Origin of the sequence: Microcoleus sp. Pol7_A1, assembly GCF_036701085.1 — a bacterium.
Taxonomy (GTDB): Bacteria; Cyanobacteriota; Cyanobacteriia; order Cyanobacteriales; family Microcoleaceae; genus Microcoleus; species Microcoleus asticus.
In genome coordinates, this window is record NZ_JAUBQD010000052.1 from 1 (window position 1) to 18131 (window position 18131).

Genomic DNA, 18131 nt, shown 5'->3' on the forward strand with positions numbered 1-18131 from the left:
ATATCTACCAAAATGGAATTATCGTGCAGTTCCGACTATTTAGCAGACGCTAATGTTATTAAATTTTCATTCCTAACATGAATTCCTCACCTCTTATAACTCCCATCTATACCGATTCTTACCCAAAGGAATTTCAGCAACTCCTGCGAGAAAAAACCGAGAATTTTGCAGGGCGAAAATTTGTTTTTTCTGCCATTTCCGACTTTCTGAACACCCAAAGCCGCGGTTATTTCACAATAGTCGGCACTCCCGGCTGCGGCAAAAGTTCCATCCTCGCCCAATATGTCAGGGCCCATCCTCGCAGTATCTATTACAACGCTGCAGTTGAAGGCAAAAATCGAGCTGAAGATTTTCTCGCTTCAGTCTGCACTCAACTGATTGACAAATACCTTGCCGCTAATGGGGAAACATCCGAAATTCTCAAGCTCAAATCTCAACTTCAAAATCTCGAATCCGATGATGGGAGCTGGTTTCTGTCTTTGTTGCTTCAGCAAATTAGCGATAAATTAGACTCTCGCCAAAAGTTGATAATAGTCATTGATTCTGTAGACGCGATCGCCCGCACCAGTCAGCCTCCCAGCTCAAATCTGTTTTATCTGCCGAGATATTTGGGCGATCGTACTTATTTTATCCTCGCCCGCCGCCCGTTTTTGAGAGAGAAATCCGGTTTGTTAATTGAAACGCCCTCTCAAACTCTCGATTTAAGAGATTATCCCGCCCAAAATCGCGAAGATGCCCTTGACTACATTCAGCAATACCTATCAACTGCACCGGATTTAACTCAACCCGAATTCTGCCAACAACTCGCCACTGTCAGCGAAAACAATTTCATGTATCTGAGTCAGATGTTACCTGCGATTAACGAGAATTCACACCCCGATGCTAATCTGGGGGAGTCCTCACTTGTCTCTGAACTTCCTCCCGGTTTAGCAGCGTATTATCAAAACCACTGGCTGCGGATGAGAGGTGATGCTTTATCGGCGATCGAGTTGTCTGTGTTGAATGTTTTGATAAAATCCCCAACAGGTTTGTCTGTAAGTGCGATATCCAATATAATTGATGAGGATGAATACGAGGTTGAAAAAACATTAGACAATTGGATCGAGTTCTTAAATAAACAAGAAATTGGAGGAGAAATTTGCTATAGTTTGTATCATAATAGTTTCCGCCAATGGCTGGGAAAACAATCTATTTTAGAATCATGATGAGGACACGGCAGTGTCCATTGGAGTCAACTTAACGTTACACCGATAGTCCGACAGGGGTTGAAACCCCTGTCTCAAAGCTGAAGTCCTCTAAAAGAGGACTAATGAATTATTCAGTCCTCTTTTAGAGGACTTTCGCTATTAGACAGGGAATTCATTCCCTGGCGGACTGCCGGGTAGGCGGGAGGACTAGCGGACGAAAAGCTTAAGTTGACACGCCTTTGGCCTTGCCGTGTCGTGACTGCGGGTAATATCAATTCTGATGCCACCGAGTTTTATATTATATCAAAAACAATACAACAATGAAACGAGCAGTATTTCTTGACCGAGATGGCGTTCTCAATATCGAAGTGGGCTACATCCACAAAGTAGAAGATTTGCATTTAATCCCCGGAATAGCTGAAGCTGTACGCCGTTTAAATGACCAACAAATATTTTGCTGTTTGGTTTCCAATCAATCGGGCCCAGCGAGGGGTTATAATCCCGTCAGCCACGTAGAAGCTTTGCACAAACGCCTGTGTCAGCTATTAGAAAAAGAAGCAGGAGCCAAGTTAGATGCTCTTTATTACTGTCCTTATTTAAGCGCAGCCGAAGGCGGAACAAACCCAGAATTTACGCGGTATACGACTTGGCGAAAACCAAATACGGGGATGTTGGTAGCGGCGGCTTGGGAACACGATTTGGATTTGCGGAATAGTTTTATGGTGGGGGATAAAGCGACTGATGTTGATATGGCTCACAATGCCGGCTGTACTGGCATTTTGGTGCAGACTGGTTACGGGAAAAGCGTGTTGAGCGGTGAGTATCAGCATCATACTAAACCGGATTTTATTGCAGCAAATTTAGCGACGGCGGTTGAGTGGATTTTGCAACACTTTGATTAGTGTTTGTAGTGGTATTTAAGTTGTTTCTCGTTGAGTCTTAGAGGAAAGGGCAAGGTAAGGAAGCGCGACTGTGAAGGTTGTACCAACGCCGATTTTGCTTTCGCAGGCGATCGCACCTCCTTGCAATTCCACAGCTTTTTTAACAATTGTTAATCCCAAACCGTTACCTTTAATCTTTCCCGTATTCTTGCAGCGGTAAAACATTTCAAATATTTTCCCTACTTCCGTTTCGGGGATTCCGATACCTTCGTCTCGGATACGCATAATTAGTAAAGGAGAGTTACTATTTATAAATTGAGAATTGCCAAACAAACAGTGAGGAGATAAGCAGAAAATAGCTTCTTTGTCTCCCTTGCCTGCTTGACGGTATTCCAATTCCAAGGTGACTTGCCCGCCGTTGGGGGAATATTTGATGGCATTGACGATTAAGTTAGAAATAATGCCGTGCAGCAATTGTTGATCTAAAATCGCGCTGGTAACATCTGACGGGATGAATGTTAGTTTGTGCTTGGCTTCATTTCCTAACTGCAATTGAGCGAGCAATTCTTGACAAAATTCGACTAAATTTATCGGTAATGGATTGCATTTGAGTTTGCCTGCTTCTGCTCTACCCATGAACAGCATATCGTCGATTAGCTGGTTCATCTTTTGGGTAGCTGAGTGCACCAGTCGCAGGGTTCTAACTTGGGATTCGTCACTGCTGCGAGTTCGATCGATCTCTAGGAGTTCCGCAGAGATTAAAATCGCGTTGAGCGGGTTGCGCAATTCGTGAGCGGCCATTGAAATATAATGATTTTGGCGGTGCGATTTTTCTTCCAGCGACTCTCTGGCTGCTTCCGAGGCTTTGAGAGATTCTCGCATTTTGGTTTCGATTTCGTGTCTGTGCAGGGCAATCTCGATCGCCACCCGTAAATCATGTTGTTGAAAGGGTTTTATAATGTAACCGAATGGATCTGTAAGTTTCGCTCTTTGCAGCGTTTTATCGTCGGCATAAGCTGTTAAAAATACTGTCGGCACATTCCTATTAGTTCGGATTTTTTCTGCCGCTGTTACTCCGTCCATGTCACCTTTAAGCACGATGTCCATCAACACCAAATTTGGCGGGTTTTCTATAGCTTTTTGAATTGCTTCTTCTCCAGAAGAGACTGTAGCTGTTACTACATATCCGAGTTTTTTTAATCGACCTGCTATGTCTTGCGCTACAATAACTTCGTCTTCTACAACCAAAATTTTTATAGGGTTCATTTTTTTTTAAATGCGCTGGCGATAATTTAATTCTTTGAAAATTAGATTGTAGCAAGTTCCACACTGACTGTCAATGGCAATACTCGCCTCTAATTGGTAAGCCAACATTTTAACTAATTGCAATCCTAATGTCTCAGTATTTTCCACGTCAAAATCCTCCGGAAATCCGCGACCGTTATCTTGAATAGTTAAGTTAAATTGCTGATTACTGTCTTTAAAAAAAATAATATTAATTTTTCCTCCTAAGGTAGGGGGAAAGGCATATTTTAACGAATTAGAAACCAGTTCGTTAATAATTAACCCGCAAGGAATCGCTGTTTCTATGTTTAAACAAATGGGGTCAACGTTGAGAGTGAATTGGATTGCAGTGTTGCCGCACCCAAAAGATTGATACAAATTAGCAACTAAGTTTTCGACGTAGAGGGGGAGGTCGATCCGATCGAGATGTTCGGATTGATACAGTTGCTCGTGAATCAAAGCCATTGAATGGATTCGGGTCTGGCTTTCTTCAAATAAAGTTAGCATCGCTTCGTCTTCAATGTATTGAGCTTGAAGTTGCAGCAAGCTGGAAATTACCTGCATATTATTTTTGACGCGGTGGTGAATTTCTTTGAGCAATACTTCTTTTTCGCGGAGTGCTGCTTGGATGCGGGCCTCGGTCAATTTGCGATCGCTGATATCTTCGCCAATACCCGCGATGCGGTAAATTTTGCCCGCTTCGTCGTAAATGGAAAAAGCTCGATCGCACACCCAGCGCATTGTGCCATCTGGCCGAAAAATCCGATATTCGGTACTGGTGGACTCGCCCTGCAACACTCGCCCCATTGCCTCTTCCAACAAATGTTTATCTTCTGGATGCACCCACTCCATCATTTTTAATGGATCGGCATATAATTCTTCCTGGCTGCGCCCCCAGATGTTTTCGTAAGCTGGACTCAGATACAATAAATCGGTGAATTCAGCAGACATCAGCCAGAAGGAATCTTGGATATTTTCTGCTAGTTGGCGGAAACGTTCTTCACTTTCACGGATGGTTTTTTCTGCCTGTTTGCTTTCACTTATATCTTCTGCAATGCCAACGATGCGGTAAACTTGACCAGCTTGATTTCTAATCGGAAAAGCCCGAGCGTGAATCCAGCGGATTTGGCCGTCCGGCCTGACAATTCGATATTCGATATCCTCTTCAGACTCAATTTGTTTAGTGAAGGTAGCAATAATGCGGTCGCGATCTTCTGGATGGAAGGACTCTGTAAAAAAGCGCTCGCAAGCATACAAATCAGCACAGCTTCTGCCCCAAATTTTTGCATAACCCGGACTGATATAAATAATTTCCAGGGGTTGAACGTTTAACATCCAAAACACGCTTTCAATGTTTTCTGCTAGCTGTCGGAACCTTTCTTCGCTCTCTTTCAGTGCTGCCTCAGCTTGTTTTCTATCGCTAATCTCTTCTGTCACTACTACATTGTAAATTGCCCCGCTCAGCGGTTCTTTGATTAGCGATACTGTAATATTTACCCAAACTACAGTGCCGTCTTTGCGCAGCAAGCGTTTTTCCATTTTATAACTGTCAATTTCCCCGGCAAATAATTGCTTGCTTTGTTCTAAATCTGCATCTATATCTTCTGGGTAAGTAACGTCCATCCAAGTTCGGGACAGCAGTTCGCTCGCAGTATATCCCACGATATCGCAGAATTTTTGATTGACTCGCAAATAGCGGCCTGTTTGGTCAGGGTGGGTAATGCCGACTGCTGCTTGTTCGACGGTCGCCCGAAAGCGTTCTTCGCTATCTCTGAGGGTCGCTTCTACTTTTGTGCGATCGCTAATATCGCGCTGCACGCCAAAATATCCGACGATTCGGCCGTGGGAATCGTAAATGCAAATATAGTCGCCTTCCACCCAAATTATAAGCCCGTCAAACTTGCGATTGTCATTTTTGATGTGAATTCGGCCAGCATCAAAAAATTGCCTGATTATCTCTCTGCCACCAGTCAAGTTGTGGGAGAAAAAAGAGTAAAGCGTCCTACCAATAAACTCTTCTCTAGTACCTCCGTATTGAGCGATCAAAGCATCGTTTGCCTTCGTTACCCGCCCGTTAGCAAACACGTAATCCAAAACTTTTTCTTTTTCAACTGTATCGTCCCAGTTAATCGGTTCGTCCAGCATCATAAAGAAAAAGCCATCTAAAGATTGAGAGAAAAACAATTCTAGCTGTTCCTGGCTTTCCCGCAGAGCTTTTTCGGCGCGCCAGCGATAGATAATTTCTTCCTGCAATTGATTGTTGGCTGTTTTCAAGTCTTCAGTGCGCTTTTGATATTTAATTTCTAGCTGATTTGTGATTTCTTCCCGCGCTATTTCTACCTGTTTTTTTTCGGTAATATCTTGAGTAACGACCATGCCTGCAAAAATTTCTTCCCGGTTGTTTTTGACGGGAGCAATTGTTGTTGAATAAACGCGATTGCCGTATTTATATTCAAAAGTATTCTCTTTTCCTGCCAAAGCCGCGCGATATGTAGTCTCAAAAAGTGGCAAATCTTCTGGTGGGGATACTTCCCACAATGTTTTGCCTTCCAACAGTTCTTTGGACAAACCAACTACTGCTAACCCTTGGCCGTCAACCAGAGTATAGCGCAAATCGCGATCGAACAAAAACACCGAACCATTCGGATAATGTTTGATGAGAGTTCGGTACATTTCCTGGCTTTTTTCCAGAGATGCGATTAACCGAATGCGATCGTCCTCGGTGATATCAAATTCAGTTGCCGAACCCGAAAAGCCAGCATTCTCGACTGCTTTGAGTTGTGCTTCTAATTTCTGGCACAATTCTCTCTGCTGCTGCAAATCCTCTTCAAGTTGCCGAATTTTTGCTTTTTGCTCTGCTACTAATGCTTCGCAGGTTTCGAGAGGTCGATCGATCTTGGCAGGATCAATACACATAATGGCTCTAGGTTTGCCAGTTGCGGGCTTGAGCTTTTTCTAGTTAATACTAACAAAGCTCAAGCCTTTACTGCCAACTTAAGTAGCCAATCTTTCTTGACCGAAAGCATCCAGGATACAAGCCCCGGGATTCATCCGTCCAGAAATAAAAAACCTGTATCCGATGAAACTTGCCCCCCGAATTTATCCGTGGGGTCAATCTAAAATCTAAAATCTAAAATCTAAAATCGATTGACTTGTACCCAAAGCCTTCTACCTTTATTTAGGAACTCCCGCCGTCAAGACTTCCTGGCCCTCAAGTGTCACCAAAACATCATCTTCAATTCTCACGCCAATACCGCGCCATTTTTCAGGAACCTCCGGCTGTCCTTCAACTGGTTTAATATGAGGAGAAATATAAATCCCAGGTTCCACCGTCAGCACTTGTCCTGGCTGCAAAACTTGCGGATTTTCGCCGTACTGATAAACGCCGACATCGTGCACGTCCAATCCCAGCCAATGACCAGTGCGGTGCATATAAAATGGCTTGTATTTCTCTTCTTTAATTATCTCTTCAATGTCCCCCACCAAAAGTTTTAAATCCATTAAACCTTCCACCAAAACGCGCACCGCTGTTTCGTGAATTTTGCTGTAAGGATTTCCCGGATATACTTGACTAATTGCCTGCAATTGTGCTTGCAAAACTAAGTCATAAATTATCTGTTGTTCGGCTGTAAATTTGCCGCTGACAGGAAACGTGCGAGTAATATCAGCGTTGTAGTAGTCGCAAGCACAACCGGCATCTATTAGCAACAAATCGTTTTCCTGCATTTGTCGGTTGTTTTCGATGTAGTGGAGGACGCAGGAATTGTAACCGGATGCAACAATTGAAGGGTAAGCGGGAGTGCAGCCATTTAAGCCAAAAGTATGTTCTATTTCAGCTTGGATTTCGTATTCGTACCTGCCAGGTTTGGCGAATTCTTGGGCGCGGTTGTGCGCTGCAACTGAGATATTAGCTGCTTTTCGCATTAATGCTAATTCAGTTTCGCTTTTCACCAGCCGCATCGGGTGTAAAATGATGTTGGAATCTTCGACTGCTGTGGGGCCCGTGCCGCGTTTCGGGTAGGTTGCCATCAAGCGCTGCCAGTGATTGAGGACTGTTTGGTCGAAACTACGATCGCGCCCGAAGTGATAGTATATGCGATCGGCTTTTTCTAAATATTTCGGCAATTTTTCCGCAAGTTCGGCGATGGGGAAAGCTTCATCCGCGCCGTACAATTCCTTAGCGCCTTCTACTCCGGCACGATAACCGTGCCAAGTTTCTTTTTCCAAGTCTTTTGGCTGCACAAACAAAACAAACTTGTGTTCTTCGTGGTGCGGCGCGAGCACTGCTACCGCCGCAGCTTCGTTGAAACCGGTTAAGTAGAAAAAATCGCTATCTTGTCGGTATGCGTATTCTACATCGTTGTGCATGACGGCTGCGGGCGCGCTGCGAAATATCGCCGTCCCGCTGCCAATTTTTGCCATTAACTGTTCGCGTCTTTGCCGGTATTCGGTGGAGTTTGTCATCCGATTTTAGATTTTAGATTTTAGATTTTAGATTGAGTGTCATATTAACACTCGGCGGTTTCAAGCGCTGCTTGTCAGACTTGCACCCGCAAGCCCAATGTTGAAGATATAGGTGCTCTGTTTTTTTTCTGGGTCTACTTATTGATTCTATTGTTCTGCGATCGCCAATTGACAAGTATAGTCAACCAGCCCCGACAAAGATGAGTTGCGATCGACTAAAGTCCATCTCGGATCGAAATTAGACCAATTTTCGCCATCTTCGCTAACTCTGACAGTTCTAAACTGTCGCTGCTGGCAGTTAACTTCCATTTGCGCCAACAATTTCTGCTTACTAAACTGTTGAGTTCCTAAAATAGTTCTGACTGGATAAGAAGGAGCACCGGGAATATCCGATTTACTTAATTCAACGCTGCTGGGGTCGAGGCAAACATCTACAAAACATCTTAATTTTTCAGCGCGGGCGCTCAAAGTATTGATACAAACAAAAATAAAAGTTGCTATTAAAAAAAATGACGAATTCTTAGTATGTATGGCAAATTTAGTATTCATCTGCGTTAATTGGCGTTTAGGGGCGGTTGAATATTATTGACAGTTTAATAAAAAAGTAGGGACGTGGCAATAGTGCTGCGTCCCTACTTTTTAAAGACACGGCATTGCCGTGTCCCTAATTTTTAAACAAGTCTTAAAGCTGAGGAACATATTGTTCTTTTTCAGGAACAAAAGTGTACTCAGAGACGATTAGGCGCAACTCTTCGCCGTCGATGGTTTCTTTTTCGATCAACAAATCGACTAAGCGATCGACCACGGTGCGATTTTCGCGAATAATTCGGCGCGCGTCGTCGTAGCAGCGATCGACAATTTCCCGGACTTGTCCGTCAATCCGAGAGGCAATTTCTTCGGAATATTCCGATCGCGCTGTGTAGTCGCGGCCGAGGAAAATTTCGCTTTGCTGAGCTTCCAGGGCGATCGGGCCCAAGGTAGACATCCCGTAGCGAGTCACCATTTGGCGCGCCATGCCGCTGACTTGCTGCAAGTCGTTGCCGGCACCGGTGGTTACTTCGGCATCGCCGAAAACTACTTCTTCGGCTGCGCGGCCACCCAAAGCACCGCTAATCCGGGCCAAAATTTGCGATCGAGAAATCAAACCTTGGTCTTCGCTGGGCATGAACCAAGTCAAGCCGCGGGCCTGTCCGCGAGGAACTAAGGTAACTTTTTGAACTGGATCGTGGGCTTGAATGATTGTACCGACGATCGCGTGGCCGATTTCGTGGTAAGCAATCAAGCGCTTGCTCTTGCTGTCCACCAAGGGAGTGCCTTCCATACCTGCTACCACGCGATCGACTGCATCGTCAACTTCGAGCATCGTAATCGCTTCTTTCCGGCGGCGGGCAGTTAAAATAGCAGCTTCGTTGAGCAAGTTAGCCAAATCAGCGCCGGTAAAGCCAGGAGTGCGGCGGGCGATGGCGTCCAAAGAAATCTCTGGAGCCAGTTTTTTGTTGCGCGCGTGAACTTCCAAAATTTCCAAGCGGCCTTTGATATCCGGCGTATCTACGCTAACTTGGCGGTCAAAACGTCCCGGACGCAGCAGCGCTGAGTCGAGCACGTCGGGGCGGTTCGTGGCAGCAATGATGATAATGCCAGTATTGCCCTCAAAACCGTCCATTTCGGTCAGCAACTGGTTCAGGGTTTGTTCCCGTTCGTCGTTACCGCCGCCGATACCGGCGCCGCGCTGGCGGCCCACTGCATCGATTTCATCGATAAAGATGATGCAAGGAGCATTTTCTTTAGCTTTCTTGAACAAGTCGCGAACGCGGGAAGCGCCGACACCGACGAACATTTCAACAAATTCCGAACCGGAGATGCTGAAGAAAGGTACGCCTGCTTCGCCTGCGATCGCTTTTGCCAGCAGGGTTTTACCGGTTCCGGGAGGACCCACTAGCAGCACGCCTTTGGGAATCTTCGCCCCGACTGCGGTGAAGCGTTCGGGTTTTTTGAGGAATGTCACCACTTCTTGAAGTTCTTCTTTGGCTTCCTCAACGCCTGCTACGTCGTCGAACAGTACGCCTGTTTTAGCTTCCATTTGAAAGCGAGCTTTGGATTTGCCAAAATTCATGGCTTGGCCCGGGCCACCGGGAACGTTGCCACCGCGGCGGAAGAGGAAAAACAGCCCTCCTACTAACAAGAGGGGAAATACTAGATTGCCTAAAAGTCCCCAGACAGCGCCGTCGTTGCGCAGTGGGTGAGTGTCGAAGCTGATTTTGGAGTCTCTGAGTCTAGAAACCAGTTCCGGGGCATTTGAGGGCAAGTCCACCCGCCACCGCTGCTCGTGATTGTCCAGTTCGGGATCGACTGCTAGGACAATAGCCGTCCGGCCTCCGTCGTAAAGGTCAACGCTGGTCACTCGGCCGGCGTTTAAGTAATCTAAGAATCGACCGTAGCTGAGGCGGGTACTGGCGGTGTTCTTGGTCATTTCTGTGGGGGATGGGGCAAAGGCCCCCTGCCACAAGAAAAAGCCGATGACTAAGGCGGGTAAAGTCCAAAGTAGTATAGTTCGCCAAGAAATTTTCATAAATGCGGATGCCTTGAATTGGGGACAGATCGGGTAAGATCGCGGTGTCGGAGAAGTGCGACAAAAGTTTACACTCAGAATCTTAACTAAATTTAACTTAACAATGCACTCTCAGGCAACAGAGCTTAAACGACGATCGCTCCAGAAAAAGTTAGGTTAGTTACGGTAAGGGCGATCGTCCCGAATATAATGTTTGGTGCTGATTTCGATACCAATCTAGGTAGAGTTAGAAGAATCGCCGCAAAACCCACTGTCTTTAATCGTGGCAGTGTCAAGGGATAAGGCATGATAATGGTGAGGCTCAGTGAGGTAACACATTTCAATGACAACTAGACAGCTTGTTCCTAATTCGGCTATGCTGACGCAGCAGACTAAGATCGCTTCTCACAAATCGATTATTAGTGCTGATTTGGGTCGGACGGCAACTAAAGCCTGCGTGAGTCGCAACCCCAGCAGCGTTGTTTTCATCCCTGCCAACGTGGCTGCTATGCCCGTTGAAAAGGTTCGCGGCGGCAGCTTTGAGTCGAAAGCAACAGACCCTCTGTTGGATATGTGGCTGGAGTACCAGGGCAAAGGGTACGCTATAGGCCAACTGGCTGCAGATTTTGGCGCTAATCTCGGCGGCGCCGACCAGTCGAAAGTAGTAGATGCTTTGGTTAAGGTTTTTTCCTGTGCTGGATATTTCCAGATGAAGGGCGAAATAGCAGTTGTGCTGGGTTTGCCGTTTTATTCCCAGGATCAGTTTGAGAAAGAAAAGGAAGAGATTATCAGCCAACTGCGCTCTCCCCACGTTGTGGTGTACAGGGGCGAGCGTGTGGATATTAACATCAGTCACGTTTGGGTGATGCCCGAAGGCTTCGGCAGCCTGATTTGGTGCGAGGCTCAAGACAACAAGGAGTTTACGCCGGAGTTGCCCGAACTGTCGGTGGCTGTTGTCGATATCGGACACCAAACTACCGATTTGTTAATGGTCGATCGTTTCCGGTTTGCCCGCGCGGCTTCTAAGAGCGATTCCTTCGCCATGAACAAGTTCTACGAACAAGTTGCCTCAAAGATTCCGGGGGCAGACCCTCAATCTCTGTCTTTACTGGAAGCGGTGAATAAACCAGAAGGCCAGCGTTTCTACCGTCCGAGAGGAGCGACTAAGCCGACTAATTTAGATCCGATTATTAAGGATTTGCGGGAGGCTTTCGCTAACGAACTGTCCGAACGTTTGGTGCAGTGGCTGCCGGAACGGGTGACGGATGTGGTTCTGACTGGCGGCGGAGGCGAGTTTTTCTGGGAGGTGCTGCAACCTTTGCTTAAAGACGCCAATCTTAAGGCTCACTTGGCTCAGCCTTCTCGGAAAGCTAATGCTTTGGGACAGTTTATTTATGCTGAGGCTCAGCTAGCCACGATAAAGTAACGGATTAAGGCTTGAACCCTATGGCACTGTGGGCAAAAAATAAGGCGAATTTCTCGGTGGCGTTTACTGAAGATGCTGCGGATCAAACTTTGCTGGCCGCTATTGAAAAAGAGTTGGCTTTCACGAAGTATCAGACTTTCAGCAATCTCTGCAAGCAAGCTTTGTGGCAGTTTTTGTCTGTATCTGAGTCTGCTAGCTCTACACAGAGCTTTCAACGGTTGGAACAGCGTATTGCTGAACTTGTGGTCAAATTTGCTGAGTTTGAGCACAATGTTTCTGCGGAGGAATTAAGCCGTTTGGAGGGACTGGAACATCACCTGAGTCAACTCAGCGCGCAGTTGGATCAGTTGCAGGGGAGTGTTAACAGTAAGTTTGCTCAAGTTTCTTTTGCCCAAGTTTCAAAAGTAGTAGAGCCTGGCTCGATTGAGTCTGAGTCTGTGGCGGATGATAATTTAGTGTCAGATGCTGAGGTTGCTCCTCCTCGGAATTCCGATCCTTTGTTGGAGCGTTTAAGTTCTTTGTTACCCCAAGATTTCTAGAATGAGGTAGACCCAGGCTAAAAAGCCTTGAGATGTAATGTTAGTGGCCCGCTGTTGGCAGCCGGTACTGAATAAAGAAATAAAACGATCGCTCTTTTAAAAAAAAGGGCGATCGTTTTGTTATTGCCGATTTTAGATTTTAGATTTTAGATTTACTCATTTTTGTCTATACCATTCCCATTATTCGATTAAGCCTAATTTTTGTAATCGCGAACGAATGGCACTAGGCTGTCGCTGAAATCTCTGAACTAATTCGCCAATTTGTTGACCGCTAGCATATTCTTGCTTCAAATTTTCGTCTTCATCCTGACTCCACTTGACATAAGCTCTGGGATATTTCTGGCGAATTTTCTCATTCTGGGTTTTAGGTCGATAGGCTTTCTTTCGATCGGCATTCAAACCCGAACCAAGCTCTGGGTTAATTTCCCCCCCGCTACTAGCTACTGCCTCCTGCACGCGGTTGGGAATCACAGCAATTTCTTCAGATAGCTCAGCCAAAGCATTGTCTACTTTTTGCTGAAGTTCTGTTAGCTGCCGCTGCTGCAAACTGCCCCACTGCGGCAGTTCGTTGATAAACTGCTGCAAGTCCAGAATTATTGTTGTCAAAGTTTCGACTTGTTGCAACTCCGGCCGCTGTTTGAATTGGCGGCTGGTGAGTTCGATCTCGCTTTGAATCATTTTAATAGTTTTTTCTAAAATTATTAATCGCTGGCGCAGGTTCTCAATTGCTGAAATGAGAGAGTGCACATTTTCTCCCTGCCCAACAGTGAGATTTTCGCGAGATGTTTTAGAAAGAGCTTCATCTAAAGCATTTACAGCAAGTTGCAATTGCTCGATCGCGCGATCGGTAGTAGCTCCTTGTTGATTTACGCGATCGAACGTTGCCGCCGTACTTGCTTTAACTTGCCCGTGCAACTTCTGCCGGTTCACAAAATTTAACACCAACGAAATCACTACAGGCACTTGAGCATAAACGCTCTGCCCCCAAACCAAACTAACAGCCAATCCCAAAGCAGAGGCAGCAAGAAAAACCACTTCAGCAGTTTCTAACAAATTGCTCGACTTGGGATTTTGGATTTTGGTTTGTGAATTGGATGATGACATAGGCTAATACCATTTTAGATTTTAGATTTTAGATTTTAGATTTTAGATTTGGAATGACTGATGAAGCTCGGAGTTTGGAGCACGGGCCTATAGTTGCATTCTTTTTTTCAACTGGTGCAAGTATGCGGATAAAAATAAAGTACGCGCCCGTGCAGATATCCGGTATGGAATCGCACGTTGACCCCGAGTTTAGCAGTGGTGAAAAACCGATTAAGTTTTTTATTCACAGCCATCTAATTAAATATATTAAATCTGCAAAATTAGTCGAGCTAAAGTGAAATAAATCAAGACCCCGAGGACATCAACTGCGGTGGTAATAAAGGGAGCAGACATTAAAGCGGGGTCTAAACCCAAAGAACGAAATAGAAACGGCAGAGCTGAACCGGCAATAGAAGCTAAAATTGCGATCGCAAACAAACTCACTCCCACCGCGAGTGCCACTGCTAAACTCCCTTGCAGAGTATAAGCCCAGCCCGTCGCTACAGTCCCCAATATACCTCCTAGCAGCGCTCCCGCCATCCCCTCGCGAACAATTACTTGAAACGGCCCCATTGCTGTAATTTCATCAGTGTTCAAACCGCGAATTACAACAGTTGAGGACTGAGCTCCGACATTGCCTCCAGTGCCAGTCAGCAGTGGAATAAAGGCTGCTAGGGCGACTACTTGGTGCAAAATATCTTCTTGAGCTCGAATAATTGCGCCGGTGACAGTATTAGTTAAAAGCAGAACAAACAGCCACACGACCCTTTTCCGGGCAACGGTAATTAAATCGGTCTGAAAATAATTGTCGCCGCCGGACTGGACGCCGCCCAAGGTATAAATATCTTTGGCGGCTTCTTGTTCTAAAATGTCGATCGCGTCGTCAACTGTAATGATCCCGACCAGGCGCTGTTCGCGGTCTACAACGGGCACAGCTAAAAAATCGTAACGCTGGATCAGCCTAGCTACTTCTTCTTGATCCGTTCCTGTTTGAACAGAAACTACGTCGCGGGTCATAATTTCGCCCACAGTTTTGTCGAGGGGGGAAGTGACTAAATCCCGCAAGGATAAAATGCCGGTCAAGCTGCGTCCGGCGTCGGTGACGTAAAGAGAATAAATTGTTTCTGTAGTTTTAGCCAAAGAGCGAATTCGGTCTAAAGCTTGGGCGACGGTAAAGCTTTCTTTCAGAGAAATGTATTCCGGGGTCATGATCCGGCCGGCGGTACTGGCTTCGTAACCCAAGAGTTGCGCCGTTGCTTCGCGTTCCGTCGGACTCAATTCACCCAACAGGCGACGGACTAATATTGCCGGCAGTTCGTCAAAGAGTTTAGCTCGATCGTCCGGCGACATTTTGTCTACAATATCGAGGACTTCTTGGCGTTTGAATTTTTCGCACAGGGACTGCTGAACGCTGGAGTCGAGATATTCGTAAACTGCGATGGCTTCGTCTTTGGAAAGCAAGCGGAAAGCTATTACTTGCATGGTTTCTGGCAAGCCTTCGATAGCTTCAGCTATGTCGGCTTCCTGCACCGGGTGCAAAATCGCTTTTGCTCCTTTAAAGTCTCCTTCTTCCAACAGGGCCCTTAACTGCGATCGAACTAATTCCCGCAGTTCTTTTCGCGCGTAGGTGGGTAGAGAAGACGATTGATAACTTTTTTCTGTCACTGATGACCCTCCTAAACCTGTGCTGCGCGCCTTCCTGAATCCAGTTTAGAGCTTATTGACGCCACTGGTTGCAGCGATCGGACTTGCCCTGACAATCTCCGCATCTTACACCTATTTTTCTGGTGCGCGCCGAGCACCTTGCGCGATTTGGGTTCAAATACATTTATCTTGATCGGCGACACTCATCGGAAAGAAAGGAGAATTGCGTCCGAGCACTTTTTCCAACAGGTTCGTCGAACTTTGATTGCGAATAAAATTATTGACTGTTTCTTTCCATTCAGTATCGCTTGCTGGCAAGATCATGCCGTAGGAAATGCAGGTTAAAGGCTGCTCCGGTATAACAGAATATTGGCTTGGAGTTAAACCCTGTCTCAGAGCTTCTCCTACTAACAGCATTCCGTCGCTAGCGAAGGCATCGATTGCTCCTGATACCGCATCTTTTACACCCGACTCTCGGCCCCCGATACCTTCATAAATGCGCTGGTTGGCTAGTTGATATCGGCCTGCAATGAATTGTTGAGTAAGAGAACCGCTTAGCACGCCAACGGTCACGTCTTGCAGGAATCCAGAAGGGTTGACTCTCACTCTGTTTTCTGGCTTTACTAACAAATAAGTGCCGCTGTATAAAAAAGGCAGCGAATATGCAATCCCGCTGGGGGGATTTTTTAGGATTGTATTAGGCCCGCATTCTAGGTGAGCGCGCTTGCTGGTAACGCTGCGAAAGCGCCCTTTTTCGGCTGATTCGTTGAGGTCTGTTTCTATTTTTTCTAAGCGGACGGAGCGATTTATTTTCTTTTCTAAGTCAGCTCTGAAAAATTCTAAGCCTTCGATGCAAACTCCTTGCCATTTTTCGCCTTCTAAGTAGCCGAAGGGAGGGGCGTCTTTTCTGATGCCTGCTTTGAGAATTCCGGTTTGCCGAATTTCTTCTAGTGTTGTCTGGGCTGAGGCAACTGTAGGTAAAACAGCAGGGAATAATATCGCAAATATGGCTGTAAATGCTGCGATTTTTAGGTTTTTGTTAGTTAGTGCTGAGTTCATCAGTTTGGCATCTAAATAGATCTTTTACTGGTTTTTAACATGATACACAAAAAAACCATATTGTCAATATATTTTGGTGGTCTAATTTTGGCCGATCGGGCTGTTTTGGGTGCTGCGATCGGCTAACTTCAACCTGCACACTCTAAAATTAAGTTTCGGGCTTTTTGCCACACACAAGTGTCGCCTATTTTAATTAAGTCGCCATATCCAATAATTTCCAGCGGCTCTCGATCAGCTTTGGCTGCTATATTTCACTGCTATTTTACTACCCAAATTAAACCAATAATTGATATTTTTCTTCTGCCAAACGGTAAAGCGGCCGCCAAACCAAACGGTTAGTCAATACAACCAACAACGACATCACAGAAGTAGCAGCCAAAAGCAAGGGAAAATTCCCAGATGCCGTCGCCTGAGAAATAGTTTCTCCCAAACCCTCTGTAGTAACAATTTGACCTTTAAACTGCACGTATTCGCTGACAATACTGGCATTCCAAGCTCCGCCAACGGCAGTAATAATTCCTGTGATTAAGTAGGGAAAAATTCCCGGTAAAATCAAACTTTTCCAGCGCTGAACTAGGGATAGTTTGTAAACTTGGGCAGCTTCAAATAACTCCGAAGGTATGGCTTGAGCGCCAGCAATAACATTAAACAGTAAATACCACATTGTACCCAACATCATCAGCGCCACAGAACCAATTTGCAAGCCGCCCCCAGCCTGAATTAAAGCTAGTAGCAATACGGGAAATAAAGCGGTTGCCGGTACAGAAGCTGCTATTTGTACTAATGGCTGCAAAATTTGAGCTAAACGCGGATTTCGACCGATCGCCACTCCGACCGGCACTGTCCACAGCAGCGATAAAAATAGCGCGCAAATGACTCGCAAAGCCGTGAAAAATGCACCAGTCATGACTTTTTGCCAGTCAGACAAATTCAGCAACCGCAGCAGCAGCACCGCTTCCCAAGTTCCCCAAAGCACAATGACGGCAAACCCGCTGACAAATATCCAATTTATCCAATTTCCGATGCGGCTTTTTTGTCTGGGATTTGTTGGTAAATTAGCAGGTGCAAAAGCTCTTGCCAAACCGCGATCGAAACTGTCTCTAATCGGCGAGATGCGCGACTTCAATACCCGCAGCGTCGCGGATCGCCTCAAAAAATCCAACAAGTTTGACTGCGGTACATTGGTAGCTTCCACGGCTTGATATTTAAACTTTTCCGCCCAAGCAATCAAAGGCTGCCATATCAAAAAGTCTACGGCTATAATAACAGCAATTAATACTGCTAAACCCCAGCCGATCGCCACAAAATTACCTTCATTGGCTGCCTTGCCCAAATAGGAACCGAGTCCGGGCAAATTAAAGTTTTTGTCACCCAAGGTAAAAGATTCGATCGCAATCAAAAAGAACCAGCCGCCCGCTACTGACATGACACTGTTCCACACCAGTCCGATCGCACCAGCGGGCAATTCTAACGTCCAGAACTGCTGCCAAGCATTGAGCCGATAAACTTGAGCAGCTTCCTTAAGTTCTCGCGGAATGCCGGAAAGCGACTGATAGAAACTAAAGGTCATATTCCAAGTCATCCCAGTAAATATTAAGATAATCGATGCGAGTTCTACGCCGATTCTTTGACCTGGAAATAAAGTAACTAGCGCTAAAACAACTCCCGGCAAAAAAGATAAAACAGGAATCGACTGCAAAATGTCTAACAAGGGAATTAAAATTTTCGCGGCGAGGGGAAAGCGGTAAGCAGAATAAGCATAAACTAGGGTAAACAGGAGGGATAACAAATAGGCTGCTGCCATGCGTAAAAGACTCTGGGCTGTATATGCTGGCAAGACATTTAGCGTAGTCTCAATTTGAAAATTTGGGTTGTAGTCACTGCTGAATTGAGAAGCTGTTTGGACAATGACCAAAATTAGAGAGAAGATTGCTAGAATCAGCAAGCCGTCTTGCCAAGTCCAAGCTGACCTTTCTAAAGTTTTATTGGCGGGTGTTAGAGGTCTTGTCATAATAA

13 protein-coding genes are annotated in these 18131 nt (G+C 45.8%); 4 read left to right on the forward strand and 9 right to left on the reverse strand.

From position 1 onward, the window contains the following. The first annotated feature begins 77 nt into the window (after positions 1 to 77). Positions 78 to 1205, forward strand: a complete 1128-nt coding sequence (locus QUA20_RS23770) for an ATP-binding protein (RefSeq protein ID WP_333191677.1) — start codon at positions 78 to 80, stop codon at positions 1203 to 1205. Positions 1206 to 1507: 302 nt separating this feature from the next. Beyond that, positions 1508 to 2089, forward strand: a complete 582-nt coding sequence (locus QUA20_RS23775; RefSeq protein WP_333191679.1) for an HAD family hydrolase — start codon at positions 1508 to 1510, stop codon at positions 2087 to 2089. 15 nt (positions 2090 to 2104) lie between these two features. On the opposite strand, the gene QUA20_RS23780 is transcribed toward QUA20_RS23775, so the two are convergent. The 5 genes from QUA20_RS23780 to ftsH2 all read right to left on the reverse strand — a co-directional run bounded on the left by QUA20_RS23780 (position 2105) and on the right by ftsH2 (position 10385). Next, positions 2105 to 3334 (reverse strand): ATP-binding protein, encoded by a 1230-nt coding sequence (locus QUA20_RS23780; protein WP_333191681.1) that lies wholly within the window; start codon positions 3332 to 3334, stop codon positions 2105 to 2107. Between the two features lie 6 nt (positions 3335 to 3340). Beyond that, a complete protein-coding gene (locus QUA20_RS23785; protein ID WP_333191683.1) occupies positions 3341 to 6268 on the reverse strand; it encodes a PAS domain S-box protein in 2928 nt (975 codons plus the stop codon). Between the two features lie 258 nt (positions 6269 to 6526). Next, positions 6527 to 7816 (reverse strand): aminopeptidase P N-terminal domain-containing protein, encoded by a 1290-nt coding sequence (locus QUA20_RS23790; protein ID WP_333191685.1) that lies wholly within the window; start codon positions 7814 to 7816, stop codon positions 6527 to 6529. A gap of 147 nt (positions 7817 to 7963) precedes the next feature. Beyond that, positions 7964 to 8365, reverse strand: coding sequence for a hypothetical protein (locus QUA20_RS23795; protein ID WP_333191687.1), 402 nt, complete (start codon positions 8363 to 8365; stop codon positions 7964 to 7966). Positions 8366 to 8498: 133 nt separating this feature from the next. Further along, a complete protein-coding gene (gene ftsH2 / locus QUA20_RS23800; protein WP_333191689.1) occupies positions 8499 to 10385 on the reverse strand; it encodes an ATP-dependent zinc metalloprotease FtsH2 in 1887 nt (628 codons plus the stop codon). 322 nt (positions 10386 to 10707) lie between these two features. On the opposite strand from ftsH2, the gene QUA20_RS23805 reads away from it, so the two are divergent. Both QUA20_RS23805 and QUA20_RS23810 read left to right on the forward strand, forming a co-directional pair. After that, positions 10708 to 11790, forward strand: a complete 1083-nt coding sequence (locus tag QUA20_RS23805; RefSeq protein ID WP_172185049.1) for a ParM/StbA family protein — start codon at positions 10708 to 10710, stop codon at positions 11788 to 11790. Positions 11791 to 11810: 20 nt separating this feature from the next. Continuing rightward, positions 11811 to 12329, forward strand: coding sequence for a hypothetical protein (locus tag QUA20_RS23810; protein WP_333191691.1), 519 nt, complete (start codon positions 11811 to 11813; stop codon positions 12327 to 12329). Positions 12330 to 12509: 180 nt separating this feature from the next. Here QUA20_RS23810 and QUA20_RS23815 read toward each other — a convergent pair whose 3' ends face one another. The 4 genes from QUA20_RS23815 to QUA20_RS23830 all read right to left on the reverse strand — a co-directional run bounded on the left by QUA20_RS23815 (position 12510) and on the right by QUA20_RS23830 (position 18126). Further along, positions 12510 to 13433: a hypothetical protein gene (locus tag QUA20_RS23815; protein ID WP_333191692.1), complete on the reverse strand. Its 924-nt coding sequence runs from the start codon at positions 13431 to 13433 to the stop codon at positions 12510 to 12512. 246 nt (positions 13434 to 13679) lie between these two features. Then, positions 13680 to 15077, reverse strand: a complete 1398-nt coding sequence (gene mgtE / locus QUA20_RS23820; RefSeq protein WP_333191694.1) for a magnesium transporter — start codon at positions 15075 to 15077, stop codon at positions 13680 to 13682. A 153-nt stretch (positions 15078 to 15230) separates the two neighbouring features. Further along, positions 15231 to 16115, reverse strand: coding sequence for an amino acid ABC transporter substrate-binding protein (locus tag QUA20_RS23825; protein ID WP_333191697.1), 885 nt, complete (start codon positions 16113 to 16115; stop codon positions 15231 to 15233). A gap of 274 nt (positions 16116 to 16389) precedes the next feature. After that, entirely contained in the window at positions 16390 to 18126 is a 1737-nt protein-coding gene (locus tag QUA20_RS23830) for an ABC transporter permease subunit (protein WP_333191698.1), read from the reverse strand. Between the last annotated feature and the right edge of the window lie 5 nt (positions 18127 to 18131).